Genomic DNA, 25,150 nt, shown 5'->3' on the forward strand with positions numbered 1-25,150 from the left:
CCTTTTCCTTCATAACGAAGGATTATTCCACGATGAACAGCGGCTTACCAGTCATCTCTTGCGGGATTTCCATTTCCATCAGTGACAGCATGGTGGGTGCGATATCAGAAAGTTTGCCACCTTCGACTGCTTTCACTTCTTTATTGCCGACATAAATCAGCGGAACAGGTAGGCTGGTATGGGCGGTGTGAGCCTGGCCGGTCGCCGGGTCACGCATCTGCTCAGCGTTGCCGTGGTCGGCGGTGATCAGCAATTGACCATCCACTGCTTGCACGGCAGCAACCACTTGTTCAATGCAATTATCCAGAGTTTCTACTGCTTTTACTGCGGCATCATAATCACCGGTATGGCCGACCATATCACCATTCGGGTAGTTACAAATGATCACATCATATTTACCGCTGGCGATGGCCCCGACCAATTTCTCAGTCAGTTCTGCTGAACTCATTTCTGGTTGCAGGTCATAGGTTGCCACTTTCGGTGAGTTAATCAGAATGCGATCTTCACCTTTAAATGGCTCTTCAACGCCGCCATTATAGAAGAAAGTGACGTGAGCATATTTTTCGGTTTCAGAAATGCGCAACTGTGTTTTGTCATGCTTCATCAGCCACTCACCAAAGGTATTCTCCAGTGAAGCTGGTGGATAGGCACAGGCAACTTTAATATCAGCTGCATACTCGGTCAGCATGATAAAATCGCCGAAGTTAACCACTTTATCGCGTTTGAAGCCGTCAAAGTCGGCATTCACAAAGGTACGGGTGATTTGGCGGGCACGGTCAGCACGGAAGTTCATGAATATCAACGCATCACCATCGTTCATGGCCGCGTCGGGTTCGCCTGCGGCCTGAATAACGGTTGGTTTGACGAATTCATCATTTTCATTACGTGCATAAGCGGCTTGCAGGCCGACAACCGCGTTATCTGCGGTGAACTCGCCTTTTGCCTGAGTCAGCAAGTCGTAGGCCAGCTGCACACGATCCCAGCGGTTATCGCGATCCATGGCATAGTAGCGGCCAATGATAGAGGCAATGCGGCCTTTACCCAGCGCAGCAAATTTTTCAGTGAATCGTTTCAGTGAAGGCTCAGCACTACGCGGCGGGGTGTCACGTCCATCGAGGAATGCATGTAGGTAAATTGCTGTCGCACCACGTTTGGCCGCCAGTTCAACCATCGCCAAAATGTGGTCTTCATGACTATGTACACCACCGGCAGATAATAGGCCCATGATATGGACAGCTTTGCCTGCTTTAACTGCTTTATCAACGGCGGCAGTCAGGGTTGGATTAGTGAAAAAATCACCATCTTTGATTTCTTTGTCGAGGCGGGTCAAATCCTGGTAAACAATACGACCCGCGCCCAGATTGACGTGACCCACTTCAGAGTTACCCATTTGCCCATCCGGTAAACCAACATCCAGACCTGAAGCGGCAATCAAGGTATGAGGCTGTTGCTGCCATAAACGGTCCATAACTGGAGTTTTAGCATTCAGAATGGCATTATCCTGCTGTTCTTCGCGGTGGCCATAGCCGTCCAGAATCGTCAGAACCAGCGGTTTTTTAGTGCTCGACATTGCATAACCTCTTTCTTATTAGAAAGGCGGTAATTTACTACAAAACAGGTTAAAAATAGCCCAAAGAGATCAACATTGGTGTGGGGTTTTGCGTAAAAATCATCAAAGGGACAACAAAACTTCCCGAGATTGCTCGCAGTTTCTGCAATAGCACTTGCATATTGGCTGTATTTGCCGCAACGCGCAGGTATACTCTGTGACCTTGAATATTATCCCCTAACTAACGGGAGTTTTTACCCCCATGTTGCAAGAAATTATGCAATTCATTAGCCAGCATCCGGTGTTGAGCTTGGCTTGGGTGGCGTTGTTCGTCGCCGTCATTTTCACCAGCTTTAAAACGACGCTGTCAAAAGTCAAAGAGATTACTCGTGGTGAAGCGACGCGCCTGATTAATAAAGAAGATGCGGTGGTGGTTGATATCCGCACTCGTGATGATTACCGCAAGGGTCATATCGCCAGCTCAATTAATTTGCTGCCAAGTGATATTAAAAACGGCAATCTGGCTGAGTTGGAAAAGCACAAAGCGCAGCCTGTCATTGTAGTTTGCGCCACAGGGGCAACCTCCCGTGCTTCTGCTGAGTTGCTGAACAAAGCTGGTTTTGAGCGGGTGTTTACCTTGAAAGAAGGTATCTCCGGCTGGAGTGGCGAGAATCTGCCACTGGCGCGCGGCAAGTAATATTTGTATTCGCTATATCAATAGATTGTAACTTTAACTGAGGTGTACCATGGCGAAAATTGAGATTTATACCAAAGCAACTTGCCCATTCTGTCATCGTGCTAAGGCGCTACTGAACAGTAAAGGTGCCGCTTTTCATGAAATCGCAATTGATAACGACCCAGCCAAACGTGAAGAGATGATTGCTCGTAGCGGGCGGACGACGGTACCTCAGGTATTTATTGATAGGCAGCATATCGGCGGCTGTGATGATTTACACGCCCTGGATGCGCGCGGCGGGCTTGACCCGCTGCTTTAACTCGTCAGTGGGTCCCATTAATTTAATGGAAAGAGCTCACGGCGAAAGTGCTGTTTAATTAAGGACGTCTAACTTTAGGGTATCTATACACATGTCAGAACAAAACAACACCGAGATGGCTTTCCAGATCCAACGTATCTACACCAAAGATATCTCCTTCGAAGCACCAAATGCTCCGCAGGTTTTCCAGCAGGATTGGCAGCCAGAAGTTAAACTTGATCTTGATACTGCTTCCAGTCAGCTGGCTGAAGATGTGTATGAAGTGGTACTGCGTGTGACTGTAACGGCCTCTTTGGGCGAAGAAACGGCATTCCTGTGTGAAGTGCAGCAGGGCGGCATCTTCTCCATCGCAGGTATCGACGGTACCCAACTGGCTCATTGCTTAGGTGCATACTGCCCGAACATTTTGTTCCCGTATGCGCGCGAATGCATCACCAGCCTGGTTTCTCGCGGTACTTTCCCACAGCTGAATCTGGCACCGGTTAACTTTGATGCCCTGTTCATGAACTATCTGCAACAGCAGGCTGAAGGCGAAGGTGCTGAACAACGTCAGGATGCCTGATGAACACCACCCATGCTTCAATGACTGTCATCGGTGCCGGATCTTACGGCACCGCACTAGCCATTACGCTGGCGCGTAATGGCCATCAAGTTGTGTTATGGGGTCACGACCCTAAACATATTCAAACCCTGCAACAAGACCGTTGTAACCAGGCGTTCCTGCCCGATGTCCCTTTCCCCGACACCTTGTTATTGGAAACTGACTTAGCTCGTGCGCTGGCAGCCAGTCGCGATGTGCTGGTGGTAGTACCCAGCCATGTCTTTGGGGCGGTATTGAACCAGCTCAAACCACACTTACGCCCAGATGCGCGTATTGTTTGGGCAACCAAAGGGCTTGAGGCAGAAACCGGCCGTTTGCTAGCGGATGTCGCGCGGGAAGTGCTGGGAGAGAGCATCCCGCTGGCTGTGGTTTCTGGGCCGACCTTTGCCAAAGAGCTGGCCGCCGGTTTACCTACTGCAATTGCACTGGCATCGACTGATGTGCAGTTTAGTGAAGACCTGCAACAGCGGTTGCACTGTGGCAAAAGTTTCCGCGTTTACAGCAATCCTGACTTTATCGGGGTGCAACTTGGTGGCGCGGTTAAAAACGTGATTGCGATTGGTGCCGGGATGTCCGATGGTATTGGTTTTGGCGCAAATGCGCGAACCGCATTGATAACCCGTGGTTTGGCAGAAATGACGCGTCTTGGTTCTGCATTAGGTGCTGACCCCTCCACCTTTATGGGCATGGCAGGGCTAGGTGATTTGGTGCTAACCTGCACAGATAACCAATCCCGTAACCGTCGGTTTGGCATCATGCTTGGTCAGGGGTTAGGTGTACAAGAGGCGCAGGATAAAATTGGTCAAGTGGTTGAAGGTTACCGCAATACCAAGGAAGTTCTGGCGCTGGCTCAGCGTAATGGCGTAGAGATGCCAATCACTGAACAAATTTATCAGGTGCTGTACAGCCACAAAAATGCGCGTGAAGCGGCACTGACCTTATTGGGTCGGACCAAAAAAGATGAGAAAAGCGGCATTTAGTTGTTCAGCTGAAATAAAATAATAAAGATATAGCCACAATCCTTGGCGTTGCCGCTTCAAGGTACAAGGGCGTTAGTCGCTTCGGTCGTTCCCCGAAGTGGCTTGTTTATGGGCAGGAGTATGCAATGTCGTCAGAAGAGTTAGAGCTGGTTTGGAGTAGCATTAAATCAGAAGCGAGAGCACTGGCCGAGTGTGAACCCATGCTGGCAAGTTTTTTTCATGCGACATTATTGAAGCATGAGAATTTAGGCAGCGCATTGAGTTATATTCTGGCGAATAAACTAGCAAACCCTATCATGCCTGCTATTGCCATCCGAGAAGTGGTTGAAGATGCCTATCGTGCTGATGCGCAAATGATTGTGTCTGCTGCCCGCGATATTTTGGCGGTGCGGTTGCGCGACCCGGCGGTTGATAAATATTCCACGCCATTGCTATATCTGAAAGGTTTCCATGCTTTACAGGCCTACCGTATCGGCCATTGGTTGTGGGCGCAGGATCGTAAAGCACTGGCAATTTACCTACAAAATCAAGTTTCTGTCGCTTTTGGTGTGGATATCCACCCTGCGGCAACCATTGGTTGCGGCATCATGCTGGATCACGCGACTGGCATTGTGATTGGTGAGACCGCCGTGGTCGAGAATGATGTTTCTATTCTGCAATCCGTCACTTTGGGTGGTACCGGTAAAACCAGTGGTGACCGTCATCCGAAGATCCGTGAAGGTGTGATGATTGGCGCGGGTGCAAAAATTTTGGGAAATATCGAAGTCGGACGTGGTGCCAAAATTGGTGCGGGGTCAGTGGTATTGCAGGCTGTACCTCCCCATACGACAGCCGCCGGTGTGCCCGCTCGCATTGTCGGTAAACCAGAGAGTGATAAACCCTCGTTGGATATGGATCAGCACTTCAATGGGATGAGCCATGGATTTGAGTACGGCGACGGCGCATCTAATCATATCCTTCGTCCTTGACGGCGCAGCGGTGTTAGCCGCGCTCACAAACCCGAGTCACTGACTTGAGTCAGCTCATCGGGATTTGCTCGCTTGCTGCCTTACTGCGACGCCAATGACTTTGGATATATCCTTCGTCCTTGAAGCTGTAGCGGTGTTAGCCGCGCTCACAAACCCGAATCACTGACTTATAATTGACCTTGCATTAATAAGCTCATCGGGATGAGTTCGCTTGCCGTCTTGCTGCGACGCCAATGACTTTGGGGATACACCTTTTTATTGAGTTGCCAGCCGACCGTCGACATATTTTGGTCAAAAAAACTATTCTTTCAGTAACGCCCCCGGATAACCTAATTGCCGCCAGGCTTCGTACACCACAACAGATACGGCATTTGACAAGTTCATGCTGCGGCTGGCGGCAAGCATTGGAATTCTGATTTTTTGTTGGGCGGGTAATGCATCCAGAACATTGGAGGGTAAGCCGCGGGTTTCTGGGCCAAACAGCAGATAATCATTCACCTGATAATTCACCGCGCTGTGGGCCGGTGTTCCTTTGGTCGTCAGGGCAAATAAGCGAGCCGGATTTGTGCCAGCAGATTGTGCGCCGTCGAGGTTTTCACTGTCTAAAAAGGCTTGATAGTCATGGTGGTGCTTAATATTAGCAAACTCATGATAATCAAGACCCGCGCGGCGTAAGCGTTTGTCATCCCAGGTGAAACCTAAAGGTTTAATCAGATGGAGCTGGCAGCCAGTATTCGCACATAACCGGATAATATTGCCGGTATTCGGCGGGATTTCGGGTTCAAATAAAACGATATTAAGCATATGTCCCCCAATAATGAGGGGCGTAGGGTACCAGAAACCCCCTCCCTGTGCAGCGGTTGCCTATTCTTGATGGAAGCCGTAAAACAAAAATTTGAAAGCAAGGAGCGGAGTGTGCCAGCCGTGGTGTTTTTATAAGCTGATCACCATAGTCAGTATCAATGGGGTATTTATCATGACATCAGTTAGGGGAATTATAGACAATGCACCAGACCCTCGTTGGGTTGCCATTGTTAACCGTGATAAAACCGCCGATGGTCGGTTTGTTTATGCGGTGAAAACCACCGGTGTATATTGTCGGCCTTCATGCTCGTCCCGTCAGGCTAAAGTAGAAAATATTGAATTCTATGCTGATAATGATGCGGCAGAGCTTGCCGGTTATCGGCCATGTAAACGTTGCCGACCTACTCAGTTATCCCAAGCGCAGCAGCACGCAGAGAAAATCAGCCAGGCATGTCGATTAATTGAGCAAGCCGAAACCCCCTTTACACTTGATGCATTGGCGGCTGAATTGAATCTCAGTACTTTTCATTTCCACCGGTTATTTAAATCCATTACCGGGCTAACTCCCAAAGCGTATGCCTCCGCGACCCGCAGTGCGCGTATTCGTCAACAATTGGTGGAAAAGGGTTCGGTGACGGAGGCAATTTTTGAAGCTGGGTATAACTCTAATGGTCGTTTTTACGAGCAATCTAATCAGTTATTGGGTATGACGCCGACCCGCTACCGCCAGGGTGGCCGCGATACTGCGCTGCGTTTTGCTGTTGGGGAAAGCTCTATCGGCGCAATCCTGATGGCACAAAGTGAACTGGGGATATGCGCTATTTTGTTAGGTGACGACCCGGCCCTGTTGGTGAAGCAATTGCAGGATAAGTTTCCTCAGGCGGAGTTGATCGGTGGGGATGCTGAGTTTGAGCAATGGTTCGCGCAGGTGGTGGGGTTGGTCGAGGCTCCGCAGCTTGGGCTGGATTTGCCACTGGATATTCGTGGCACGGCATTCCAACAGCGGGTTTGGCAAGCGTTGCGAGAAATACCGGCCGGAGATACTGCCAGCTATGCTGATATCGCCGCTAAAATTGGCGCACCGAAAGCGGTACGAGCGGTGGCGGGTGCTTGTGCTGCTAACATGTTAGCTGTTGCTATTCCTTGTCACCGAGTCATTCGTCAGGATGGGGCGTTGTCCGGTTATCGCTGGGGGATTGAGCGCAAGAAGCGGTTACTGGAAAAAGAGCAGCAGGAAGTGGGAACCAGGGATCAGCCCGATCCGGCATGATCGGCTTGTCGAGATGATACCTTGCGCACTTGGCATTGCAGCTAACAAGCCAGGTGCGCAAGAAGCGTATTAAACTTTAAGTGGATGCAGCGGTAGCCAGATTATCAGACGTAGCCCACCTAATGGGCTGTCTTCGGCTCGCACCCAACCGCGATGCTGATTAACCGCTGTTTCCACAATAGCCAATCCCAAACCTGTCCCGCCAGACTCACGATCTCGCGCTTCATCAGTGCGGTAGAATGGTCGGAATATCTGTTCACGGTCTTCTGGGCTGACACCAGGCCCATCATCATCGACAGTGATGGTTATCCCTTGGTTATCCGAACTGAACGCCACGGCAATGTGATGGTGGGAGTAACGCAGCGCATTACGCACGATATTCTCTAGCGCGCTGTCAAGGGCCGCAGGATTGCCAAATAAGGTCCAAGGCCCCGGTGGGGCAGTCACTTCCAGTGTTTTGCCCATTTGGTCAGCTTCAAACTGCGCGTTTTCCAGCACCTCAGACCAAAGTTCATTGGCCTTAATCGGTTCGCGATGTAACTCGTTTTTATGCTGACTACGGGATAACACCAGTAAATCATTGATCATGCTATCTAGCCGTTGCGCTTCCATTTCGATGCGCTCCAGTTCCTTACCTTCACCATGACGGCGGCGCATCAGCGCAGTCGCCAATTGCAGGCGGGTTAGTGGAGTACGCAATTCATGGGAGATATCAGAAATCAGCCGTTGCTGGGCCACAACCATCCTGTCGAGTGCACTGATCATCTGGTTAAAACTGGCACCGGTGGCCAAAAACTCTTGTGGCCCGGACTCCAGCTCTGGGTGCTGTTTCAGGTTACCTCGTGCTACATCATCAGCGGCATTTTTCAACTTACGCGCCGGTTTTGCCAGACTCCATGCTAGCCATAATAGCAGCGGTGCACTGATGAGCATGGTGGCAATCAATAACAACAGCGGCCGATCAAACATCAAATTAATAAAATCTGATTGTGGGCTGCTGGCAGGACGCAGCAGATAGAGTTGATAGTTATCCTCTCCATCGCGAATAGAGAATGGCCCGACCATCTCAACGCGACCATATTTTTTCTTTTTCGGCTGATCTGAGTTATCTGACTGCCCGATAAAGTTACGCACCATTTGCATTTCGTGACGCTGAGCCCCGATGACACGGCCCTCGGTGGTCACTAATACTAAATGTTGACCCGGTGGCGCCCACTTTTCGATGGCGCGATAAAGCCTGCGCCACCACATGAGATCGTTGGCCGGGTCGCTGGCCAGTTCGGCCTCAATGTGTTGCTCCAGCATCGTTCCCTGACGCTGTTCGCTATCGAGCAAGGTGGTCATTTGACGCGAATCGAGCTTTGGTACCATCAACACCAGCATTAATACCAGCGCTAAGGTAAACCAGAAAATCGCAAAAATTCGCGCTGTTAAACTATTAATCATGTTTCAGAGACCATCAGATACCCGCGCCCGCGCAGGGTTTTAAACCAAGGTAGCCCGTCTTTACGATCCGGTAACTTACGGCGCAGGTTTGAAATATGCATATCAATAGCACGGTCAAAAGGTGTCAATCGTTTACCCAGCACTTCCTGGCTGAGATGTTCGCGTGAGACCACTTGGCCGAGGTGCTGAGCCAACAGGTAGAGTAAGGTAAATTCAGTCCCGGTCAGTTCCAAAGACTGCCCTTCAAAGCTGGCTTCTTGACGGCCCGGATTCAATTGCAGGCAATCAACTTCCAGGGTTGGCGCGCCTTGGTCGACATTTTGCTGCTGCTCACTCCAGTTAGAGCGGCGCAAGATAGCCCGAATGCGTGCCACCAGTTCACGGTCATTAAACGGTTTTGCGAGATAATCATCCGCCCCCAGTTCCAGACCCAGAACCCGATCCAAATCACTGCCACGAGCCGTCAGCATAATCACTGGTGTTTGGTGGTGTTGACGTAACTCTTTCAAGGTTTCGATACCGTTTTTGCGTGGCATCATAATATCAAGTAATAACAAGTCGATAGAACTGTCCAGCAGGTTTAATGCTTGTTCACCATCGTGAGCAACAACAACATTGAAACCTTCCATTTCCAATAATTCTTTCAACAGCGACGTCAGTTCACGATCATCATCAACTAATAGGATTTTATGCATGATTGTTTCTCCTCTTGACGCAAAATACGTTATCAATTGCCGGTATTCCATGACTTTACTTAGCTTTACATGCCCTGACTCCAGTTTTACATGCACTGACGCTAGTTTGCAGCCGGGCCGGTAGACTGCTCCTCATTGAATCGCAGAGCAGTAAATCGCTTAGCAGATAAAACCCAGGAGTTAAATGATGCGCAAAGTAACTAAAGTAGCAACGTTAATCATGGCGTCAATGCTAGTTATCGGCTCTCAAGCCGCCTTCGCCGCTGATAAGACCGGGGCCACTGATGGCTGGTGCCACGGTGACGGTGCGATGATGAACAAGAAAGATGGTCGTGGTCACCATAACATGTTTGATGGCCTCAATCTGACCGAACAGCAGCGCCAGCAAATGCGCGACCTAATGCGCCAGTCTCGCCAAGACCAACCTCGAGTTGATCTCGCCGACCGTGAAGCAATGCACAAGCTGATTACCGCAGACAAATTCGACGAAGCTGCTGTAAGAGCGCAGGCCGAGAAAATGTCTAAAGACCAGATAGACCGTCAGGTCGAAATGGCCAAGGTGCGTAACCAAATGTTTAACTTGCTCACACCAGAGCAAAAAGCTGCTCTGAACCAAAAGCACCAGCAGCGCATTGAGAAAATGCAGCAGGTGCCAGCAGCACAACCCTCTTCTGCCCAGAAGTAAGTAGTACCCAGTAATACCCTGTTTTCCTTGCCATAGACACCATCCCTGTCTTTCGCCCTCCATGATGGAGGGCTTTTTTTTGTCTCAATTCCGTTATACTAATAACCCTTGGATATTATTCGGAATGAGTTATGGATCCGCAATATGCGCGCCTGGTTAAAGCTGCTGCGCTCAGTGCCACTGTGCTGGCATCAATCTTACTGATAATTAAAATTTTTGCTTGGTGGCATACCGGATCAGTGAGTTTGTTGGCCGCGTTAGTTGACTCTCTGGTGGATCTGGCCGCTTCTTTGACCAACCTTTTTGTGGTGCGCTACTCGCTGCAACCTGCTGATGAAGAACACACTTTTGGTCATGGTAAGGCCGAATCATTGGCCGCGCTGGCGCAAAGTATGTTTATTTCCGGTTCGGCATTATTCCTGTTCCTGACTGGTTTTCAGCATCTGGCCTCACCGGAGCCATTGCAAGATCCGGGTCTTGGTATCTGGGTCACATTAATTGCATTATTCAGTACATTGATATTAGTTACTTTTCAGCGCTGGGTGGTACGAAAAACGCAAAGCCAGGCCATTCGAGCTGATATGTTGCACTATCAATCTGACGTCATGATGAATGGTGCTATTCTTATTGCATTGGCATTGAGTTGGTATGGGTTTCATCGGGCGGATGCGTTGTTTGCATTGGGGATTGGGGTTTATATTCTCTATAGCGCATTGCGTATGGGTTATGAGGCGGTGCAAGCCTTGCTGGATCGCGCATTACCCGATGATGAACGGCAGGAAATTATCAATATTGTGACGTCATGGCCGGGTGTGATTGGTGCTCATGACCTGCGTACTCGTCAGTCGGGGCCGACACGTTTTATCCAGCTCCATCTCGAAATGGAAGATATGTTGCCGTTGATGGAAGCACATATTCTGGCAGATCAAGTGGAACGGGCATTATTACATCGGTTCCCAGGAGCCGATATCCTTATCCATCAAGATCCCACTGCTGTGGTGCCAAAAGAACGTCATGCGCATTGGGAGTTATAATTTATTCATCAGTTATTACTACATTAACTATTGCTACATTAACTACAGGTAAACTGTGGTTACATAATGGTTCAGTCATGAAGAAAATACCGCCAAATGGCATGACTTGAATCAATTCAGCTTGGTGTTTTTGCTATAATATTCGATATTAAGCTCATCAAGCTGATTTTCTGTACTGTTCACCTGTGCAAGACATAATCGGCAAATAAAGAATTTTAAAAAATCGCATCTACAAGTTCAGAGGTAGTCATGGTCAAGAAAATCGGTGTACTAACAAGCGGCGGTGATGCGCCAGGTATGAACGCAGCCATTCGTGGGGTTGTTCGTGCAGCTTTGTCAGCAGGATTGGAAGTTTACGGTATTGAAGATGGCTATCTTGGCTTGTTTGAGAATCGCATGAGGAAGCTGGACCGCTATAGCGTGTCTGACATGATTAACCGCGGTGGTACCTTCCTCGGTTCAGCGCGTTTCCCAGAGTTCCGTGATCCGGAAAAACGTAAAGTCGCCCTACAGAATATGAAAGAGCGTGGCATTGATGGCTTGGTGGTTATCGGTGGTGACGGCTCTTATGCTGGTGCCGATTTGCTGACCAAAGAAGGTGGTATTCACTGTGTCGGCTTGCCGGGCACCATTGATAACGATGTGGCAGGTACTGACTACACCATCGGTTTCTTCACCGCACTGGAAACAGTGGTAGAAGCTATTGACCGCCTACGTGATACCTCTTCTTCGCATCAGCGTATTTCTATCGTTGAAGTGATGGGCCGTTATTGTGGCGATTTGACACTGGCGGCGGCGATTGCTGGGGGCTGCGAGTTTATCGCGATCCCTGAAGTTGAATTCAAACGTGAAGATTTGGTTAAAGAGATCAAAGCGGGCATCGCCAAAGGTAAAAAGCACGCGATTGTCGCCATCACTGAAAAACTGGACAATATTGACGAGCTGGCTAAATACATCGAGGATGAAACCCGCCGTGAAACGCGTGGTACTGTATTAGGCCACATTCAACGCGGCGGTGCGCCAGTCGCTTATGATCGTATTTTGGCTTCTCGTATGGGTGCCTATGCCGTCGATTTGCTAGTGAATAAAATAAGTCCGCCTCTTAACTTCTCATCGGGTGGCTTCTGTGTCGGTATCCAAAATGAGAAGATGGTGCATGAATTAATCTCCGTTTGTATCGCGCCAGAAAATAAGAAAAGTAAATTTAAAGAAGATTGGTACGACACGGCGAAAAAACTGTTCTAAAACAGTTAATAGCCCGAAAACAAAGCCTCCGCTCGCGGGGGCTTTTTGCATTTAACCGCTGGTATATTTCATATTGATATAATCAAAACTTTTTTATTCTTTAATTGACCGGAAAGTTTCTGGCACGCTCAGTATTAGGCCAACCAATTTGGTTGATAACAATATTTCTGGGAGCGGGTCAATGCGTAAATGGGGTGTAGGTCTTTCATTATTGCTGCTGGCATCAGGTGCTATGGCAAAAGATATTCAATTGCTGAATGTGTCATATGATCCGACACGTGAGTTTTATCAAGAATATAACCAGGCATTTAGTAAACATTGGCAAGAGCAAACTGGTGACAAAGTGACTGTGCGCCAATCACATGGCGGTTCCGGTAAGCAGGCGACCTCGGTGATTAATGGTATTGAAGCAGATGTTGTGACTTTGGCGTTGGCTTATGACGTCGATGCTATTGCTGAGCGTGGTCGTATTGATAAAAACTGGATTAAGCGCTTGCCAGATAACTCTGCACCTTACACTTCAACTATCGTCTTCTTGGTACGGAAAGGGAATCCAAAACAGATTCATGATTGGTCAGATTTAGTAAAACCGGGTACCTCGGTCATTACGCCAAATCCGAAAACCTCTGGCGGTGCACGCTGGAACTATCTGGCAGCATGGGCTTATGCGTTAGAGCACAACAATAACGATCAGGCCAAGGCGCAAGAGTTTGTCAAACAGCTGTATAAGAATGTGGAAGTGTTGGATTCTGGTGCGCGTGGCGCAACCAATACCTTTGTCGAGCGTGGCATTGGTGATGTATTAATTGCCTGGGAAAATGAAGCCCTGCTGGCGGTGAATGAAGTAGGTAAAGACCAGTTTGATATCATCACACCAAGTATCTCTATTTTGGCTGAACCGACGGTTTCGGTGGTGGATAAAGTAGTTGATAAACGCGGCACCCGCGAAGTGGCAGATGCTTATTTAAAATACCTGTATTCACCGGAAGGTCAGACTATCGCCGCGAAGAATTACTATCGCCCACGAGATCCAGCTGTAGCGGCTAAGTTTGCCAAGGAATTCCCACAACTGAAGCTGATTACCATCGATGATGTGTTCGGTGGTTGGACCAAAGCCCAGCAGGTGCATTTCGCGACCGGCGGCGTGTTTGATGAAATCAGTAAGCGATAAAATAAGTAAACAATGAAATAAGAAAAAATAACATAATGATTTGATAGCAGTAGTAGACTCAGCGCCCGTAAGTTAATGCTTACGGGCGCTTTGTTTTATTAACCATACTAAGATTCTGATTATTTTTATAAATATCTTCTTTCTTACACATCAAAACTTTCCGATTCGCCACGCAGTGAAAAATGCGTTATTGAATTATTTGGTCTAATAAATGTGGCAAATTATGCCGAGAAAATTATTGACATTCATGGCGTTTCAAGTGCGAACTTGATAGATAATCCAGGTTTGGACTCACCAAGTCCGTCATTGAGCGGATTAGCGAGGAGTGGCAGTATTGAATCACTGCACAGTAACTCGTCTATATGTGAACCTATATGGCATTGCCATATCAAAGGGGGATGTTAAAGGAAATATGGACAGGCTTATTTATGAAAATAAATCGGTTACTGAGTTGATGACTAAGCTACAAGGCTATCTAGTCAGATACGCCAGAAAGCTCAGATAAGTAAATTCTTTGGTTCGGTAGGAACAGATGGAATTGATGTATATGAGAAAAATTTTAAACATGCAGATAATAAAAAAGCCGGAGCATCATCTGCGCCAGCTTAATCAGTAGCTTAAAACCTAAATTAGGCTTTTTTAGCTGCTGCGGCTGCTTTCACGATAACCGCGAAAGCATCCGCTTTCAGTGATGCACCACCCACCAGCGCGCCATCGATATCAGGCTGGGTGAACAGTTCTGCTGCGTTCTTATCGTTAACAGACCCGCCGTACTGGATGATAACTTGTGCGGCAATGGCGGCGTCTTGTTTGGCGATATGGTCACGGATAAATTTGTGAACCGCTTGAGCCTGCGCAGGAGTTGCTGATTTGCCAGTACCGATAGCCCAGATTGGTTCATAAGCGATAACCGCGCCTTCGAATGCTTTAGCACCCAAGGTGTTCAGCACTGCGTCTAATTGCTTAGCGCAAACAGCTTCAGTTTGGCCGGCTTCGTTTTCTGCTTCGGTTTCACCGATGCACAATACCGGCGTCAGGCCGACTTCTTTCAGTACGCCGAATTTCTTCGCGATAAATTCATCACTTTCTTTGTGATAAGTGCGGCGTTCAGAGTGACCGATGATGATGTATTGAGCACCGATATCTTTCAGCATTTCAGCAGAGGTTTCACCGGTAAATGCACCAGACAGATTCACATCAACGTTCTGTGCGCCCAGCGCGATACGGCTGCCCGATAATTCATGCTTAGCTTGATTCAGATAGATAGCTGGTGGGGCAATAGCCACGCCACAACCTTCAACAGTGCTCAGTTCTTTACGCAGGTTAGCGATAAGCTCGTTAACCATGTGAGTGCTACCGTTCAGTTTCCAGTTACCCATAACTAATGGATGACGCATGTTTCTTCCTCCAACAAGGGGACACGAGGGTCAATAATAATGACTGCCCGACAGGCAGTTTACCTGTCCAACAGTATAGAGATGATTAGCGGCAATGGCTTTGCTTTTCGTCATTAATTGCGGCGAGATTATGCTTCAGATAGTGACAGCTTAATCGGTTCAACAGCGAAGGTAAGCCCTTTTTCGCCATTATCTGCCACCACATAGCGAATTGCGCCGACAGGATGGGCGAAGAAAGGTGATCCTTTGCCCTGGGTCAGCAGTTGTTGCACATTACTGATACTTTGTTCGAGTGTGAGCGTGGGTTCAAACTGACGCATCAGTGCTGCCATATAATTTACCGCGACCAGCCGGGCGGCTTTTTCTTCACTGCCTTTGATCGGCAAATAAGTAATTTGTATGGTTTTTATCTTACCTGTACCTCTCTCCAGCGCTGTGGAAGCATAGAGGTTTTCATTAATCTTGCTGGCTGCCCGGGTCAGCGGGGGCGCATCATCTTTTACCGTGATGGCGTGAAACTCACTGATTGGCAGGGTTGGGTTGGCGTGATTATACCGCTCACGGAATTTCACCAGAGTTAAATCAAAGGTTGGTGCGCCAGAAAGTAGGTAAGGTGCCGTTGGTTGAGTCTCTTCAGCCTGCTGATAACTGCCAGCATCGGGGTCGGCATGAGCGCGGCTAACCGTTGCTATTAGCAGCAGTATTGTCAGCATTGCGGTTATTTCTTTTCTCATGGCTACGCCGTTGTTAAGAGTGTGTGGAGGGAATTAAAACGGTAATTGGTGGTGATTGTCAAAATTCACTGCAAAGATTATAGGTTAGTTGCGGCGTTGAGTTACTCTATTGTGCATATCAACTTTAGGTTATACCCGTCATACTTCAAGCTGCATGTGCGTTGGCTACGCTCAATAACCCGAAGCACTTACTTATGTAAGCTCATCGGGATTATCTCCTTTACTGCCTTCCTGCAACTCGAATTATTTTGGTTATATATCAGTTAAATGGATCAGGTTATTGATGACAATTCAGCAGTGGTGTTTCTCGTTGAAAGGCCGTATCGGGCGGCGTGATTTTTGGATCTGGATTGGGCTGTGGCTATTGGCAATGCTGATTATTTTCACATTGGCAGGGCAGAATTGGCTGTCAACTCAAACCGCCGCTTTTGCTATCGTATTTTTACTGTGGCCCACGGCGGCAGTAGTGGTTAAGCGACTACATGACCGTAATAAAGCTGGTTGGTGGGCATTATTGGTGGTACTCGCATGGATGCTGATGGCCGGCAACTGGCAGATGCTTGCGCCGATCTGGCAATGGGGGGTCGGGCGATTTATTCCCACACTTATTATGGTCATGATGCTTATCGACTGTGGCGCATTTCTTGGAACTGAGGGGGAAAACCGCTTTGGCCCAGAGGCAGTACCGGTGAAGTTTTTGGCTGAAAAATCACAGTAGTGAATCAGATTTAATAAAGTCTGAGGGCGCGATGCGCCCTGTGGTTAATGACAAAGTGCCCGTAACGGTGAAAACAGGCAGATCGTAAAGACGCCATAAACCCCTCCCTGGGGGCTCGACCCGCGCCGTCCATGGCGCGGACGCTTTACTCTTCTACCTGTCTTCACCTTGCAAGATTGAGTCGTCGAGGTTTGTCAGCAGTCTGAGGGCGCGATGCGCCCTTGAATATAAGGTACTGAGTCTTACCAGTATTGTTCGCTGGTCATATGCCCCGGTTTACGGCGTAAATGTTTACGCATCCCGCGTTGCTCTTTCAGCATTTGCTGAGTATCACGTACCATTTGCGGGTTACCGCACAGCATGACGTGGCTATCTTCCGCATCAATTTTCAAGCCGACCGCCGCTTCCAGTGAGCCATTTTCAATCAGTGCGGGGACTCTACCGGTCAATGACCCTGGGGATTGTTCACGGCTGACAACCGTCTGGATACGCAGTTTGCCGTTATAGCGCTGCTCGAGCTGTTGCATTAGCGGCAGATAACTGAGGTCACGGGCAAAGCGAGCTGCATGAACCAGCACCAGATTTTTAAAGCGCTCCAAATCGCGCCCTTCCTGCAAGATAGACAGATATGGGCCAATGGCCGTGCCGGTTGCCAGCATCCATAACGTGTCGCAATCCGGAATTTCTTCCAACACAAAGAAGCCCGCAGCTTGCTTGGTCACCATTACTTCGCCACCCACCGCCAGTTGGTCAAGTCGTGGGCTGAGTTTCCCCTCTGGCACGGTGACCAGATAGAACTCCAGATTATTGTCACTTGGTGCATTGACATAGGAATAGGCCCGCTGTACCCGCTCACCGTCAATATCTAAAGCCAGCTTGGCAAATTGACCGGCAGTAAAGGGATCAATTGGCGCATTGACCCGAATACTGAACAACGTGTCCGTCCAGTGTTCAATGTGAGTAATTTTGCCGCTAACCCATTCAGCCATAATTCTGATTCCCTTTATTCAAATACTTATCGAAAGTAGTACCTAAAGCGCAGGCGATATTTTAGGTCATTTGGTTGAAAAGTATTATCGATTACGTGTGACACCCTTCGCTCTTGCTGTAGTCACGAAATATGGACAGTTAACTTTACGGCCATGGTGTTTTTATCTGCCAGTTGGCTATTTGGCAATATGTCGTTCTGGCTCGCTAAAAAATCTGAATTTGTTAGCTTATGCGCCAATAGTGAGGTGTGTCGCAAAATATGGCTTTCGCTGCCAGGTATAAGTGACACGAAGTCCGGCTAACAATTAGTTAAGATTATGAGAAAAATAGAAAATTTCCACCTGCTGGTAATGTTGATTCTGTTAGTTGCAGTCGGTCAAATGGCACAAACCATTTACGTTCCTGTTGTCGCGGATATCGCCCGCGATCTCTCGGTGCGCCCCGGCACTGTGCAGCGCGTGATGGCGGCCTATTTATTAACCTATGGCTTCTCGCAACTGATTTACGGCCCACTATCTGACCGGGTTGGGCGTCGGCCGGTCATATTGGCGGGCATGATGATATTTATGCTGGGCGCATTAGGTGCCTGGCTGGCAAATAGTCTGTCCTTGTTGGTCGCAGCCAGTGCTTTGCAAGGCATGGGGACAGGGGTTGCAGGCGTGATGGCACGAACCATGCCGCGAGATTTATATGCTGGCACCGCACTGCGTTACGCGAACAGTATGCTGAACATGGGTATTTTAGTTAGCCCGCTCATGGCTCCGGTCATCGGTGGGGTGCTGGCAAGCCTGTTTGGCTGGCGTGCATGCTATGCTTTCCTGCTTTTCTTATGTGGTGGCGTGGCATTTTGCATGTTCCGTTGGTTGCCAGAAACTCGCCCGCAGCAGACGGAGAAGCGGCGCATGCTGGCCAGCTTCCGCTTATTGTTATCAGACCGCGCCTTTAGCTGTTATTTGGTAATGCTGATTGGAGCATTGGCGGGAATTGCAGTGTTTGAGGCCAGCGCCGGTGTGTTGATGGGCGGTGTGCTGGGGTTGAGTGGGGTGACGGTCAGTATCTTATTTATCCTGCCCATTCCTGCCGCGTTCTTTGGTGCATGGTATGCCGGTCGTGATGGTAAAACCTTCCATAACCTGATGTGGCATTCAGTGATCAGTTGTCTGCTGGCGGGCTTGATGATGTGGATACCTGGCTGGTTTGGCGTTATGAATATTTGGACGCTGGTGATCCCGGCGGCGCTGTTCTTCTTTGGTGCTGGGATGTTATTCCCGCTTGCCACGACAGGGGCGATGGAGCCATTCCCTTATCTGGCCGGTGCGGCGGGGGCTTTGGTCGGCGGGTTACAGAATGTCGGGTCAGGTCTGGTGACTTGGTTGTCAGCCATGCTGCCACAAACCGGGCAATTTAGCTTGGGGTTGCTGATGTTTGCTATGGCAGTGTTGATTTTGCTGTGCTGGTGGCCGTTATCTCACCGGATGCAACCGCAAGAACATCGGGTTTAACCGACTGAAGATATAGAACTAAAGCGGGTGCGATTTAAATATTGCACCCGTTTTTACGTATTGCTAATAATATTCGTGAGCCAAATTACAGCAAGAATTCATGCAGTGCCGGGTCTTTGCGATCAAGGAAATGGGTGGAACGGATACGGCGGATAGTGCGGGATTTACCGCGAATCAGCAGTGTCTCGGTGGTTGCCATGTTCCCTTTGCGATAAATGCCTTCCAGCAGGTCACCTTTGGTAATGCCGGTGGCAGAGAAAATCACATTATCATTACGGGCCATATCACCCAGTAACAGCACTTTACCTGCCTCAATACCCATTGATTTGCAGCGCACCAGTTCTTCTTCACCAATGCGACGGTTGTCTTCGTTATCACCTTTTACTTGATGACGAGGTAGCAAGCGGCCTTGCATATCACCGTCCAGGGCGCGGATGACCGCAGCAGAAATCACGCCTTCTGGTGCCCCGCCGATGCAGTACATCACATCCACTTCACTTTCTGGCATGCAGGTTAGAATCGAAGCCGCAACATCGCCATCGGGGATAGCGAACACTTTGACACCCAGTTGCTGCATTTCGGCGATGATGCCGTCATGGCGCGGTTTAGCGAGCGTAATAACCGTTAAATCAATCAGTGGTTTATTCAGCTTGATAGCCACATTGCGTAAGTTGAGTTCCAGTGGCAGATTAAGGTCGATAGCGCCTTTCGCTCCGGGGCCAACCACCAGCTTTTCCATATACATATCCGGCGCATGTAAAAATGTGCCTTTATCTCCCACCGCCAGCACCGCCAGTGCATTAGCCTGACCCATTGCAGTCATACGGGTGCCTTCAATGGGGTCTACCGCGATATCAACTGCATCGCCTTGGCCTGTACCGACATTTTCGCCGATATACAGCATTGGAGCTTCATCGATTTCACCTTCGCCGATAACAATCTGCCCATCAATATTGACCTGATTGAGCATAATACGCATGGCTTTTACAGCAGCACCGTCGGCAGCATTTTTATCGCCCCGACCCAGCCATTTATAACCTGCCAGCGCGGCAGCTTCGGTGACACGGGAAAACTCGATGGCTAATTCACGTTTCATCATTAACCTGTTAATTGAGGTGGTATAGAAGAATGGAAGCCGGAATTCTACCACCTTTGTGACGTGAAGCCGCAAGCGTGACTTTTGATGTGGTGTTTTTTTTCACCATAAAAACGCCCCATCGGGGGAGTGATGGGGCGTCGATTGCATAAAACATTTTTAGCTTAAAGCCGGCGGACCGTTACTCTTCGTGCTCTTCCCATGCTTGGGCGCGGGCCACCGCTTTCTTCCAGCCTTTGTAACGGAAATCACGCTCAGTGGTTTCTATTCCTGGGCGGAACTCACGCTCAATGGTGGCTTTACTTTTCACTTCGTCCAAATCATTCCAGAAGCCGGTTGCCAAACCTGCCAGGAATGCGGCACCCAGTGCTGTGCTCTCACGTACCTCTGGGCGCTCAACGCGGGTGCCCAGAATGTCGGCCTGGAACTGCATCAGGAAGTTGTTGGCAACTGCACCACCATCAACACGTAGCGATTTCAGGCGTTCACCAGAATCTGCTTGCATGGCATCCAGTACATCACGAGTCTGATAAGCAATAGATTCGAGTGTTGCACGGATAATATGGTTGCTGTTAACACCACGGGTCAGGCCAAAGATTGCACCACGCGCATACGGGTCCCAATAAGGAGCACCGAGGCCAGTGAAGGCCGGCACCACATACACGCCGTTGCTGTCTTTCACTTTGGTGGCGAAGTATTCAGAGTCATCGGCATCACTGATAAGCTTCAGCTCATCACGCAACCATTGGATGGATGCACCGCCAATAAACACCGCACCTTCCAGTGCATAGTTAACTTCACCGCGAGGGCCGCAGGCGATGGTGGTCAGCAGGCCATGATTGGATTGCACTGCTTCTGTGCCAGTGTTCATTAGCAGGAAGCAGCCGGTACCGTAGGTGTTTTTTGCCATTCCCGGTTGGACACAAAGCTGGCCGAACAGCGCGGCTTGCTGGTCACCGGCAATCCCGGCGATAGGAATACGAGTCCCGCCTTTACCACCAATGTTGGTCTGGCCGTAAACTTCTGAGGATGGGCGAACTTCAGGTAGCATTGAGCGCGGGATATTCAGCGCTTTCAGCATACGTTCATCCCACTCTTTGGTGCGGATATTAAACATCATGGTACGTGATGCGTTGGTGTAATCCGTTACGTGTACGCGGCCTTGCGTCATATTCCACACTAGCCAGGTGTCAACAGTACCAAACAGCAACTCGCCGCGCTCAGCACGGTCACGCGCGCCTTCTACGTTATCAAGGATCCATTTCACCTTGGTGCCAGAGAAGTAAGGGTCGACGACCAGCCCGGTGTTGTGGCGGATGTACTCTTCCAGCCCTTCTTTTTTCAGTTTTTCGCAGATATCGGCAGTACGGCGGCATTGCCACACGATGGCGTTATACACCGGCTTACCTGTTGTTTTGTCCCAAACAATGGTGGTTTCACGTTGGTTGGTGATACCGATGCCAGCAATTTCATCAGAACTGATACCGGCTTTGGCTAGCACTTCAACCAATGTTGAGCTTTGGGTAGCCCAGATTTCCATTGGGTCATGCTCAACCCATCCTGCTTTTGGGTAGATTTGCTCAAATTCGCGCTGAGAGATACTCACGATATTGGCATCGTGATCCAACACCACTGCTCTGGAACTGGTGGTTCCTTGGTCAAGCGCGACAATGTATTTCTTTTGAGTAGTATTTTCAGTTGTCATAATTAGCCTACTTTTAAGTTGCCGTTTATACCCACAATTTCAATTACGGTGGGTATATTCTTCCAGTATCTATTATTTACGCTTTGCGTTCTGTGGTCGTAACCGTGGTTTCTTCATCGTCAGCGACACAGACATCGCATGGCAAATGGCGACCAATCAGGGCGCGATAGCCAAATGCACCTACCAATGCGCCAACAATAGGCCCAAAGATGGGTACCAGGAAGTAAGGAATGTCACGCCCGCCAGTGAAGGCAACCTCGCCCCAGCCAGCAAAATAAGCAAATAGCTTTGGACCAAAGTCACGTGCTGGGTTTAAGGCGAACCCAGTCAATGGCCCCATTGAGCCGCCGATAACGGCAATCAAAATGCCAATCAGCAGGGGCGCCAATGGGCCGCGCGGAATACCGTTGCCATCATCAGTCAGCGCCAGGATCAGACACATCAAAATTGCGGTAATAACAGTTTCAACCAGGAATGCCTGGAAAACAGAAATGTGCGGATTGGGATAAGTAGAAAAAATACCGGCCAGATTCAGACTCTCAACACTGCCGCGTGCTATCTGATGAGTCTGTTCAAAATCGATAAACAGGTTGTAGTAAAGGCCGAACACTAAGGCTGCGGCACAAAATGCACCGGCAACTTGTGCCACAATGTAAGGGAGAACTTTACGGCGATCGAAGCAGGCAAATAACCACAATGCAATGGTGACTGCCGGATTAAGATGAGCGCCTGAAATGGCTGCGGTTAAATAGATGGCCATGGCAACACCCAGGCCCCAAATGATACTAATTTCCCACTGCCCAAAACTGGCCCCAGCCAACTTTAATGCAGCGACACAGCCCACACCAAAAAAGATGAGTAGAGCAGTACCGAGAAACTCCGCGATACATTGGCCCTTCAAGGTCGAACTAGCGGTTTGGCTCATAGTAGATGTCCTAGAGACAGAGATTTATAGGGTATTTCTTATTTTTACCCTTCGAATAATAAAAGGGGTGATGTAAATTTATCGTTAACGAGCACAAACGAGAAATAGCGAAATCAAAATGTGTGTGGTGCGTCATAAAAATGAGCGATTTCGCGTTATTCACGGCTATTAAGGGACTTTGAAAGTGTGATCAGACCAGTACTTTTCTCATCAGTTGTTAAGGGCATGTATCACTTTACAGGATTGGTCATAGAGGTTTTTCAGTTTTTACTGATGGTTCTTGACATGAAATTGCAACAGAGTGTGGTTTGTACCGGCATGGCGCTAGACAGGGGGGGGATTGGCTACATACAATCGCTTTATAAGGGAGGCGCTTTACAAGACCATCGTTTTTATCAAGTGGCGTCACCTGGGCGATGGGACGTCTAAAATAGAGTGCTTGTTGCACTCGTTTGATGGATATATAGCGCGATAAATAAGTATTCACAGCAGTTTCATTTGTCGATGGTTGCTTCAGTTTATGCGGCAACTGAAGTTAAAAATGGCGACTGCGATCAAGATATGTACGCCTTGCGACTCATAAGGGGACCGAAGAATGTCATTTGAAGTATTTGAGAAATTGGAAGTTAAAGTTCAGCAGGCGATTGATACCATCACTTTGTTACAGATGGAAATTGAAGAGCTGAAAGAGAAAAATAACACCCTGTCCCAAGAAGTTCAGGAAGCGGCTGGTGGCCGTGAAGCGTTAGTGCGCGAAAATGAGCAACTGAAACAAGAACAGCATGTGTGGCAGGATCGTCTGCGGGCACTGTTGGGAAAGATGGAAGAAGTCTAAGTGCCAGTTGGCTTAAAGCATCACCAACGCGTTGTTGAAAGCCGCTAGCCACAGAGCCACTTTGAGTTTGAAGTGCAAATAGGGCGATATCAACATCGCCCTATTTAATAATTATCATATGTAAATCAGCTAGATACTATTCAATATCCAAAGGTTCTTCTGACAAGATGATCCCGGTGTTGTCTGCATACAAGTGGTCACCGGAGAAGAATGTCACCCCACCAAAATTAACGCGGATATCGCTTTCACCAATACCCTCATCTGCAGCACCGACTGGAATTGCGGCCATCGCCTGGATACCAATATCCAATTCGGCCAGTTCATCAACCTGACGAACAGCGCCGTAAACAACAATTCCTTCCCACTCGTTTTTCAATGCTAAATCAGCAAGTTCAGCATTGATTAATGCACGGCGCACTGAGCCACCGCCATCGACAACTAACACACGGCCAAGACCATTTTCTTCGAGTAGGTCAAACAACAAGCCGTTATCTTCGAAACATTTTACAGTGGTTATCTTGCCACCAAATGAAGTACGTCCGCCAAAATTGGAGAACAGTGGTTCTACCACATTTACCTCTTCATGATAGATATCACAGAGATCGGAAGTATCATATTTCATAGGATTAACGTCTGGTTGCGGCTGGGATGCTAAGTATATCCCTTTCTGACAGCTGTTGGCAAAATCATCAATTGTTAAATTTCTCCGGGCTGATTTTATCGACCACAACCCAGAGAAAAAAGAGGCGGGGTTAACTTAGCACCAGACCAATAGCAAACAGGATATTGGTCAGTAGCGCGGCTTTGACCATATGTTCGAGCATTGGGCGCATGCCAGCGGCGGTTGGCTCACGCAGTACAAACAGCGCGTGTCTGGCTAGCAAGGGAATGGCCAGCACAAAGATCCAACCCGCCCAGCTATGCAGATAAAGAATGTTGAATAATGTCAGGCAGAAAATAGCCGCTAAAATCAGCAGGGCATGGTAATAACGTGCAACAACCGGGCCTAAACGCACTGCCAATGTGTTTTTGCCATTTGCTTTGTCATTTTCGATATCGCGCAAATTATTAATATTCAAAACGGCTGTTGCCAATAAACCACAGGCGGTAGCCGGTAGCATGACGATACTGTCAAAGTGGCCAGCCTGAAGATAGTAAGTTCCGGCGACACTCAGCCAGCCGAAGAATACTAATACCGAGATATCACCTAACCCCATATAGCCATAGGGTTTGCTACCCACGGTGTAGGTAATTGCAGCCACAATCGCCATCAGCCCGAGCAGTAAAAAGCCTAAAACGTCGCTGGGTTTTTCACAAGCCACGGCAATGAGTGCGATACCTGAGATAACGGTCAGACTCACAGTGATGATTAGCGCGACTTTCATCTGGTGGCGTGTAATTATCCCTTTTTGCATACCGCGCAATGGCCCGATACGTTCTTCGGTATCACTGCCCTTGATGGCATCGCCATAATCATTGGCGAGATTGGACAAAATTTGCAGCAGGCCGGCGGTTAATAGGGCGAGTAATGCGACTGCTGGCTTGAAACTATCGAGCCAGACAGCCAGCGCTGAACCGGTAACGATAGAGGCAAAGGCCAGTGGCAATGTTCTTGGCCGCAGGCTTTCCAGCCAAGCCTGGGTCTGGCTGGTGCTGGTTAAGCGGGTATTAGTTGATTGGCTCATGTTCTGCTTCATTGTATAGGAGTCTGGTCCGCCCATATCGGCGAGTTAAAAACTTCAAAACGATCATACGATAAAAATAAGAGTGGGAGGCAGCGCCTCCCACTCTTAATTGGCAAACCA

The 25,150-nt window shown here is 48.8% G+C and carries 26 protein-coding genes; 14 read left to right on the forward strand and 12 right to left on the reverse strand.

The window, feature by feature from the left end:
* Positions 1-22: 22 nt before the first annotated feature.
* Entirely contained in the window at positions 23-1,570 is a 1,548-nt protein-coding gene (gene gpmM, locus FGL26_RS16325; RefSeq protein ID WP_005175917.1) for a 2,3-bisphosphoglycerate-independent phosphoglycerate mutase, read from the reverse strand.
* Between the two features lie 241 nt (positions 1,571-1,811).
* Between gpmM and FGL26_RS16330 the strand changes: the two genes are divergently transcribed.
* From FGL26_RS16330 to cysE, 5 genes are all read left to right on the forward strand, one after another.
* Complete coding sequence (locus FGL26_RS16330; protein ID WP_032903323.1) at positions 1,812-2,246, forward strand: rhodanese-like domain-containing protein; 435 nt, start codon at positions 1,812-1,814, stop codon at positions 2,244-2,246.
* Between the two features lie 49 nt (positions 2,247-2,295).
* The gene (gene grxC / locus FGL26_RS16335) at positions 2,296-2,544 is read left to right on the forward strand and encodes a glutaredoxin 3 (protein ID WP_005175912.1); all 249 of its coding nucleotides are present in this window, start codon (positions 2,296-2,298) and stop codon (positions 2,542-2,544) included.
* Positions 2,545-2,635: 91 nt separating this feature from the next.
* Positions 2,636-3,106 carry a protein-export chaperone SecB gene (gene secB / locus FGL26_RS16340; protein WP_005164715.1) on the forward strand — a complete coding sequence of 157 codons (471 nt, stop codon included), beginning with the start codon at positions 2,636-2,638 and terminating at the stop codon, positions 3,104-3,106.
* Positions 3,106-4,125 carry an NAD(P)H-dependent glycerol-3-phosphate dehydrogenase gene (gene gpsA / locus FGL26_RS16345; RefSeq protein ID WP_005175910.1) on the forward strand — a complete coding sequence of 340 codons (1,020 nt, stop codon included), beginning with the start codon at positions 3,106-3,108 and terminating at the stop codon, positions 4,123-4,125. The genes secB and gpsA overlap by 1 nt, the downstream gene beginning before the upstream one ends.
* A 125-nt stretch (positions 4,126-4,250) precedes the next feature.
* The gene (gene cysE, locus FGL26_RS16350) at positions 4,251-5,093 is read left to right on the forward strand and encodes a serine O-acetyltransferase (protein WP_032912834.1); all 843 of its coding nucleotides are present in this window, start codon (positions 4,251-4,253) and stop codon (positions 5,091-5,093) included.
* A 300-nt stretch (positions 5,094-5,393) separates the two neighbouring features.
* Here the strand turns inward: cysE and trmL are convergent, their stop codons facing one another.
* Positions 5,394-5,897 carry a tRNA (uridine(34)/cytosine(34)/5-carboxymethylaminomethyluridine(34)-2'-O)-methyltransferase TrmL gene (gene trmL / locus FGL26_RS16355; RefSeq protein WP_005164710.1) on the reverse strand — a complete coding sequence of 168 codons (504 nt, stop codon included), beginning with the start codon at positions 5,895-5,897 and terminating at the stop codon, positions 5,394-5,396.
* A gap of 193 nt (positions 5,898-6,090) precedes the next feature.
* Between trmL and ada the strand changes: the two genes are divergently transcribed.
* A complete protein-coding gene (ada, locus tag FGL26_RS16360) occupies positions 6,091-7,167 on the forward strand; it encodes a bifunctional DNA-binding transcriptional regulator/O6-methylguanine-DNA methyltransferase Ada (protein WP_100219673.1) in 1,077 nt (358 codons plus the stop codon).
* 69 nt (positions 7,168-7,236) lie between these two features.
* Here the strand turns inward: ada and cpxA are convergent, their stop codons facing one another.
* Both cpxA and cpxR read right to left on the reverse strand, forming a co-directional pair.
* The gene (gene cpxA / locus FGL26_RS16365) at positions 7,237-8,613 is read right to left on the reverse strand and encodes an envelope stress sensor histidine kinase CpxA (RefSeq protein WP_005175902.1); all 1,377 of its coding nucleotides are present in this window, start codon (positions 8,611-8,613) and stop codon (positions 7,237-7,239) included.
* A complete protein-coding gene (gene cpxR, locus FGL26_RS16370) occupies positions 8,610-9,308 on the reverse strand; it encodes an envelope stress response regulator transcription factor CpxR (RefSeq protein ID WP_005164706.1) in 699 nt (232 codons plus the stop codon). Before cpxR ends, cpxA begins: the two co-directional genes overlap by 4 nt.
* A gap of 187 nt (positions 9,309-9,495) precedes the next feature.
* Between cpxR and cpxP the strand changes: the two genes are divergently transcribed.
* The 4 genes from cpxP to FGL26_RS16390 all read left to right on the forward strand — a co-directional run bounded on the left by cpxP (position 9,496) and on the right by FGL26_RS16390 (position 13,443).
* On the forward strand, positions 9,496-9,993 hold the full coding sequence (gene cpxP, locus FGL26_RS16375; protein ID WP_005175898.1) for a cell-envelope stress modulator CpxP: 498 nt from the start codon (positions 9,496-9,498) through the stop codon (positions 9,991-9,993).
* A 131-nt stretch (positions 9,994-10,124) separates the two neighbouring features.
* Positions 10,125-11,027, forward strand: a complete 903-nt coding sequence (gene fieF / locus FGL26_RS16380; protein WP_005175896.1) for a CDF family cation-efflux transporter FieF — start codon at positions 10,125-10,127, stop codon at positions 11,025-11,027.
* Between the two features lie 249 nt (positions 11,028-11,276).
* The gene (gene pfkA / locus FGL26_RS16385; protein ID WP_005175893.1) at positions 11,277-12,272 is read left to right on the forward strand and encodes a 6-phosphofructokinase; all 996 of its coding nucleotides are present in this window, start codon (positions 11,277-11,279) and stop codon (positions 12,270-12,272) included.
* Positions 12,273-12,453: 181 nt separating this feature from the next.
* Positions 12,454-13,443, forward strand: a complete 990-nt coding sequence (locus tag FGL26_RS16390; RefSeq protein WP_005175892.1) for a sulfate ABC transporter substrate-binding protein — start codon at positions 12,454-12,456, stop codon at positions 13,441-13,443.
* A gap of 629 nt (positions 13,444-14,072) precedes the next feature.
* On the opposite strand, the gene tpiA is transcribed toward FGL26_RS16390, so the two are convergent.
* Both tpiA and FGL26_RS16400 read right to left on the reverse strand, forming a co-directional pair.
* Positions 14,073-14,840: a triose-phosphate isomerase gene (tpiA, locus tag FGL26_RS16395; RefSeq protein WP_005175887.1), complete on the reverse strand. Its 768-nt coding sequence runs from the start codon at positions 14,838-14,840 to the stop codon at positions 14,073-14,075.
* A gap of 128 nt (positions 14,841-14,968) precedes the next feature.
* On the reverse strand, positions 14,969-15,574 hold the full coding sequence (locus FGL26_RS16400; RefSeq protein ID WP_032903321.1) for a DUF1454 family protein: 606 nt from the start codon (positions 15,572-15,574) through the stop codon (positions 14,969-14,971).
* A gap of 283 nt (positions 15,575-15,857) precedes the next feature.
* Between FGL26_RS16400 and FGL26_RS16405 the strand changes: the two genes are divergently transcribed.
* On the forward strand, positions 15,858-16,292 hold the full coding sequence (locus tag FGL26_RS16405; protein WP_005175880.1) for a DUF805 domain-containing protein: 435 nt from the start codon (positions 15,858-15,860) through the stop codon (positions 16,290-16,292).
* A 242-nt stretch (positions 16,293-16,534) separates the two neighbouring features.
* On the opposite strand, the gene fpr is transcribed toward FGL26_RS16405, so the two are convergent.
* Entirely contained in the window at positions 16,535-17,281 is a 747-nt protein-coding gene (gene fpr, locus FGL26_RS16410; protein WP_005175876.1) for a ferredoxin--NADP(+) reductase, read from the reverse strand.
* Positions 17,282-17,599: 318 nt separating this feature from the next.
* Here fpr and emrD point away from each other — a divergent pair, with 318 nt between their 5' ends.
* Positions 17,600-18,784 carry a multidrug efflux MFS transporter EmrD gene (emrD, locus tag FGL26_RS16415; RefSeq protein WP_005175874.1) on the forward strand — a complete coding sequence of 395 codons (1,185 nt, stop codon included), beginning with the start codon at positions 17,600-17,602 and terminating at the stop codon, positions 18,782-18,784.
* 85 nt (positions 18,785-18,869) lie between these two features.
* Here the strand turns inward: emrD and glpX are convergent, their stop codons facing one another.
* The 3 genes from glpX to FGL26_RS16430 form a co-directional block, all read right to left on the reverse strand.
* The gene (gene glpX / locus FGL26_RS16420) at positions 18,870-19,880 is read right to left on the reverse strand and encodes a class II fructose-bisphosphatase (protein ID WP_005175871.1); all 1,011 of its coding nucleotides are present in this window, start codon (positions 19,878-19,880) and stop codon (positions 18,870-18,872) included.
* Positions 19,881-20,061: 181 nt separating this feature from the next.
* Positions 20,062-21,585: a glycerol kinase GlpK gene (glpK, locus tag FGL26_RS16425; RefSeq protein WP_005175870.1), complete on the reverse strand. Its 1,524-nt coding sequence runs from the start codon at positions 21,583-21,585 to the stop codon at positions 20,062-20,064.
* 76 nt (positions 21,586-21,661) lie between these two features.
* Entirely contained in the window at positions 21,662-22,510 is an 849-nt protein-coding gene (locus FGL26_RS16430; protein ID WP_005175868.1) for an MIP/aquaporin family protein, read from the reverse strand.
* 285 nt (positions 22,511-22,795) lie between these two features.
* Here FGL26_RS16430 and FGL26_RS21705 point away from each other — a divergent pair, with 285 nt between their 5' ends.
* Together FGL26_RS21705 and zapB are read left to right on the forward strand one after the other, a co-directional pair.
* On the forward strand, positions 22,796-22,939 hold the full coding sequence (locus FGL26_RS21705) for a hypothetical protein (RefSeq protein WP_241999473.1): 144 nt from the start codon (positions 22,796-22,798) through the stop codon (positions 22,937-22,939).
* Between the two features lie 166 nt (positions 22,940-23,105).
* The gene (gene zapB, locus FGL26_RS16440) at positions 23,106-23,345 is read left to right on the forward strand and encodes a septal ring assembly protein ZapB (protein WP_004392238.1); all 240 of its coding nucleotides are present in this window, start codon (positions 23,106-23,108) and stop codon (positions 23,343-23,345) included.
* Positions 23,346-23,481: 136 nt separating this feature from the next.
* Here zapB and rraA read toward each other — a convergent pair whose 3' ends face one another.
* Both rraA and FGL26_RS16450 read right to left on the reverse strand, forming a co-directional pair.
* A complete protein-coding gene (gene rraA / locus FGL26_RS16445) occupies positions 23,482-23,967 on the reverse strand; it encodes a ribonuclease E activity regulator RraA (protein ID WP_004714419.1) in 486 nt (161 codons plus the stop codon).
* Positions 23,968-24,097: 130 nt separating this feature from the next.
* Positions 24,098-25,030, reverse strand: coding sequence for a 1,4-dihydroxy-2-naphthoate polyprenyltransferase (locus FGL26_RS16450; RefSeq protein WP_005175857.1), 933 nt, complete (start codon positions 25,028-25,030; stop codon positions 24,098-24,100).
* Positions 25,031-25,150 lie beyond the last annotated feature (120 nt).

The organism is Yersinia enterocolitica subsp. enterocolitica, assembly GCF_901472495.1.
GTDB classification, from domain to species: Bacteria; Pseudomonadota; Gammaproteobacteria; order Enterobacterales; family Enterobacteriaceae; genus Yersinia; species Yersinia enterocolitica.

What these genes read in the sequence shown, in the direction of transcription:
- gpmM (WP_005175917.1), bottom strand. Translation starts at nt 1,570, where the DNA reads ATGTCGAGCACTAAAAAACCGCTGGTTCTGACGATTCTGGACGGCTAT.
- FGL26_RS16330 (WP_032903323.1), top strand. Translation starts at nt 1,812, where the DNA reads ATGTTGCAAGAAATTATGCAATTCATTAGCCAGCATCCGGTGTTGAGC.
- grxC (WP_005175912.1), top strand. Translation starts at nt 2,296, where the DNA reads ATGGCGAAAATTGAGATTTATACCAAAGCAACTTGCCCATTCTGTCAT.
- secB (WP_005164715.1), top strand. Translation starts at nt 2,636, where the DNA reads ATGTCAGAACAAAACAACACCGAGATGGCTTTCCAGATCCAACGTATC.
- gpsA (WP_005175910.1), top strand. Translation starts at nt 3,106, where the DNA reads ATGAACACCACCCATGCTTCAATGACTGTCATCGGTGCCGGATCTTAC.
- cysE (WP_032912834.1), top strand. Translation starts at nt 4,251, where the DNA reads ATGTCGTCAGAAGAGTTAGAGCTGGTTTGGAGTAGCATTAAATCAGAA.
- trmL (WP_005164710.1), bottom strand. Translation starts at nt 5,897, where the DNA reads ATGCTTAATATCGTTTTATTTGAACCCGAAATCCCGCCGAATACCGGC.
- cpxA (WP_005175902.1), bottom strand. Translation starts at nt 8,613, where the DNA reads ATGATTAATAGTTTAACAGCGCGAATTTTTGCGATTTTCTGGTTTACC.
- cpxR (WP_005164706.1), bottom strand. Translation starts at nt 9,308, where the DNA reads ATGCATAAAATCCTATTAGTTGATGATGATCGTGAACTGACGTCGCTG.
- cpxP (WP_005175898.1), top strand. Translation starts at nt 9,496, where the DNA reads ATGCGCAAAGTAACTAAAGTAGCAACGTTAATCATGGCGTCAATGCTA.
- fieF (WP_005175896.1), top strand. Translation starts at nt 10,125, where the DNA reads ATGGATCCGCAATATGCGCGCCTGGTTAAAGCTGCTGCGCTCAGTGCC.
- pfkA (WP_005175893.1), top strand. Translation starts at nt 11,277, where the DNA reads ATGGTCAAGAAAATCGGTGTACTAACAAGCGGCGGTGATGCGCCAGGT.
- FGL26_RS16390 (WP_005175892.1), top strand. Translation starts at nt 12,454, where the DNA reads ATGCGTAAATGGGGTGTAGGTCTTTCATTATTGCTGCTGGCATCAGGT.
- tpiA (WP_005175887.1), bottom strand. Translation starts at nt 14,840, where the DNA reads ATGCGTCATCCATTAGTTATGGGTAACTGGAAACTGAACGGTAGCACT.
- FGL26_RS16400 (WP_032903321.1), bottom strand. Translation starts at nt 15,574, where the DNA reads ATGAGAAAAGAAATAACCGCAATGCTGACAATACTGCTGCTAATAGCA.
- FGL26_RS16405 (WP_005175880.1), top strand. Translation starts at nt 15,858, where the DNA reads ATGACAATTCAGCAGTGGTGTTTCTCGTTGAAAGGCCGTATCGGGCGG.
- fpr (WP_005175876.1), bottom strand. Translation starts at nt 17,281, where the DNA reads ATGGCTGAATGGGTTAGCGGCAAAATTACTCACATTGAACACTGGACG.
- emrD (WP_005175874.1), top strand. Translation starts at nt 17,600, where the DNA reads ATGAGAAAAATAGAAAATTTCCACCTGCTGGTAATGTTGATTCTGTTA.
- glpX (WP_005175871.1), bottom strand. Translation starts at nt 19,880, where the DNA reads ATGAAACGTGAATTAGCCATCGAGTTTTCCCGTGTCACCGAAGCTGCC.
- glpK (WP_005175870.1), bottom strand. Translation starts at nt 21,585, where the DNA reads ATGACAACTGAAAATACTACTCAAAAGAAATACATTGTCGCGCTTGAC.
- FGL26_RS16430 (WP_005175868.1), bottom strand. Translation starts at nt 22,510, where the DNA reads ATGAGCCAAACCGCTAGTTCGACCTTGAAGGGCCAATGTATCGCGGAG.
- FGL26_RS21705 (WP_241999473.1), top strand. Translation starts at nt 22,796, where the DNA reads ATGAAATTGCAACAGAGTGTGGTTTGTACCGGCATGGCGCTAGACAGG.
- zapB (WP_004392238.1), top strand. Translation starts at nt 23,106, where the DNA reads ATGTCATTTGAAGTATTTGAGAAATTGGAAGTTAAAGTTCAGCAGGCG.
- rraA (WP_004714419.1), bottom strand. Translation starts at nt 23,967, where the DNA reads ATGAAATATGATACTTCCGATCTCTGTGATATCTATCATGAAGAGGTA.
- FGL26_RS16450 (WP_005175857.1), bottom strand. Translation starts at nt 25,030, where the DNA reads ATGAGCCAATCAACTAATACCCGCTTAACCAGCACCAGCCAGACCCAG.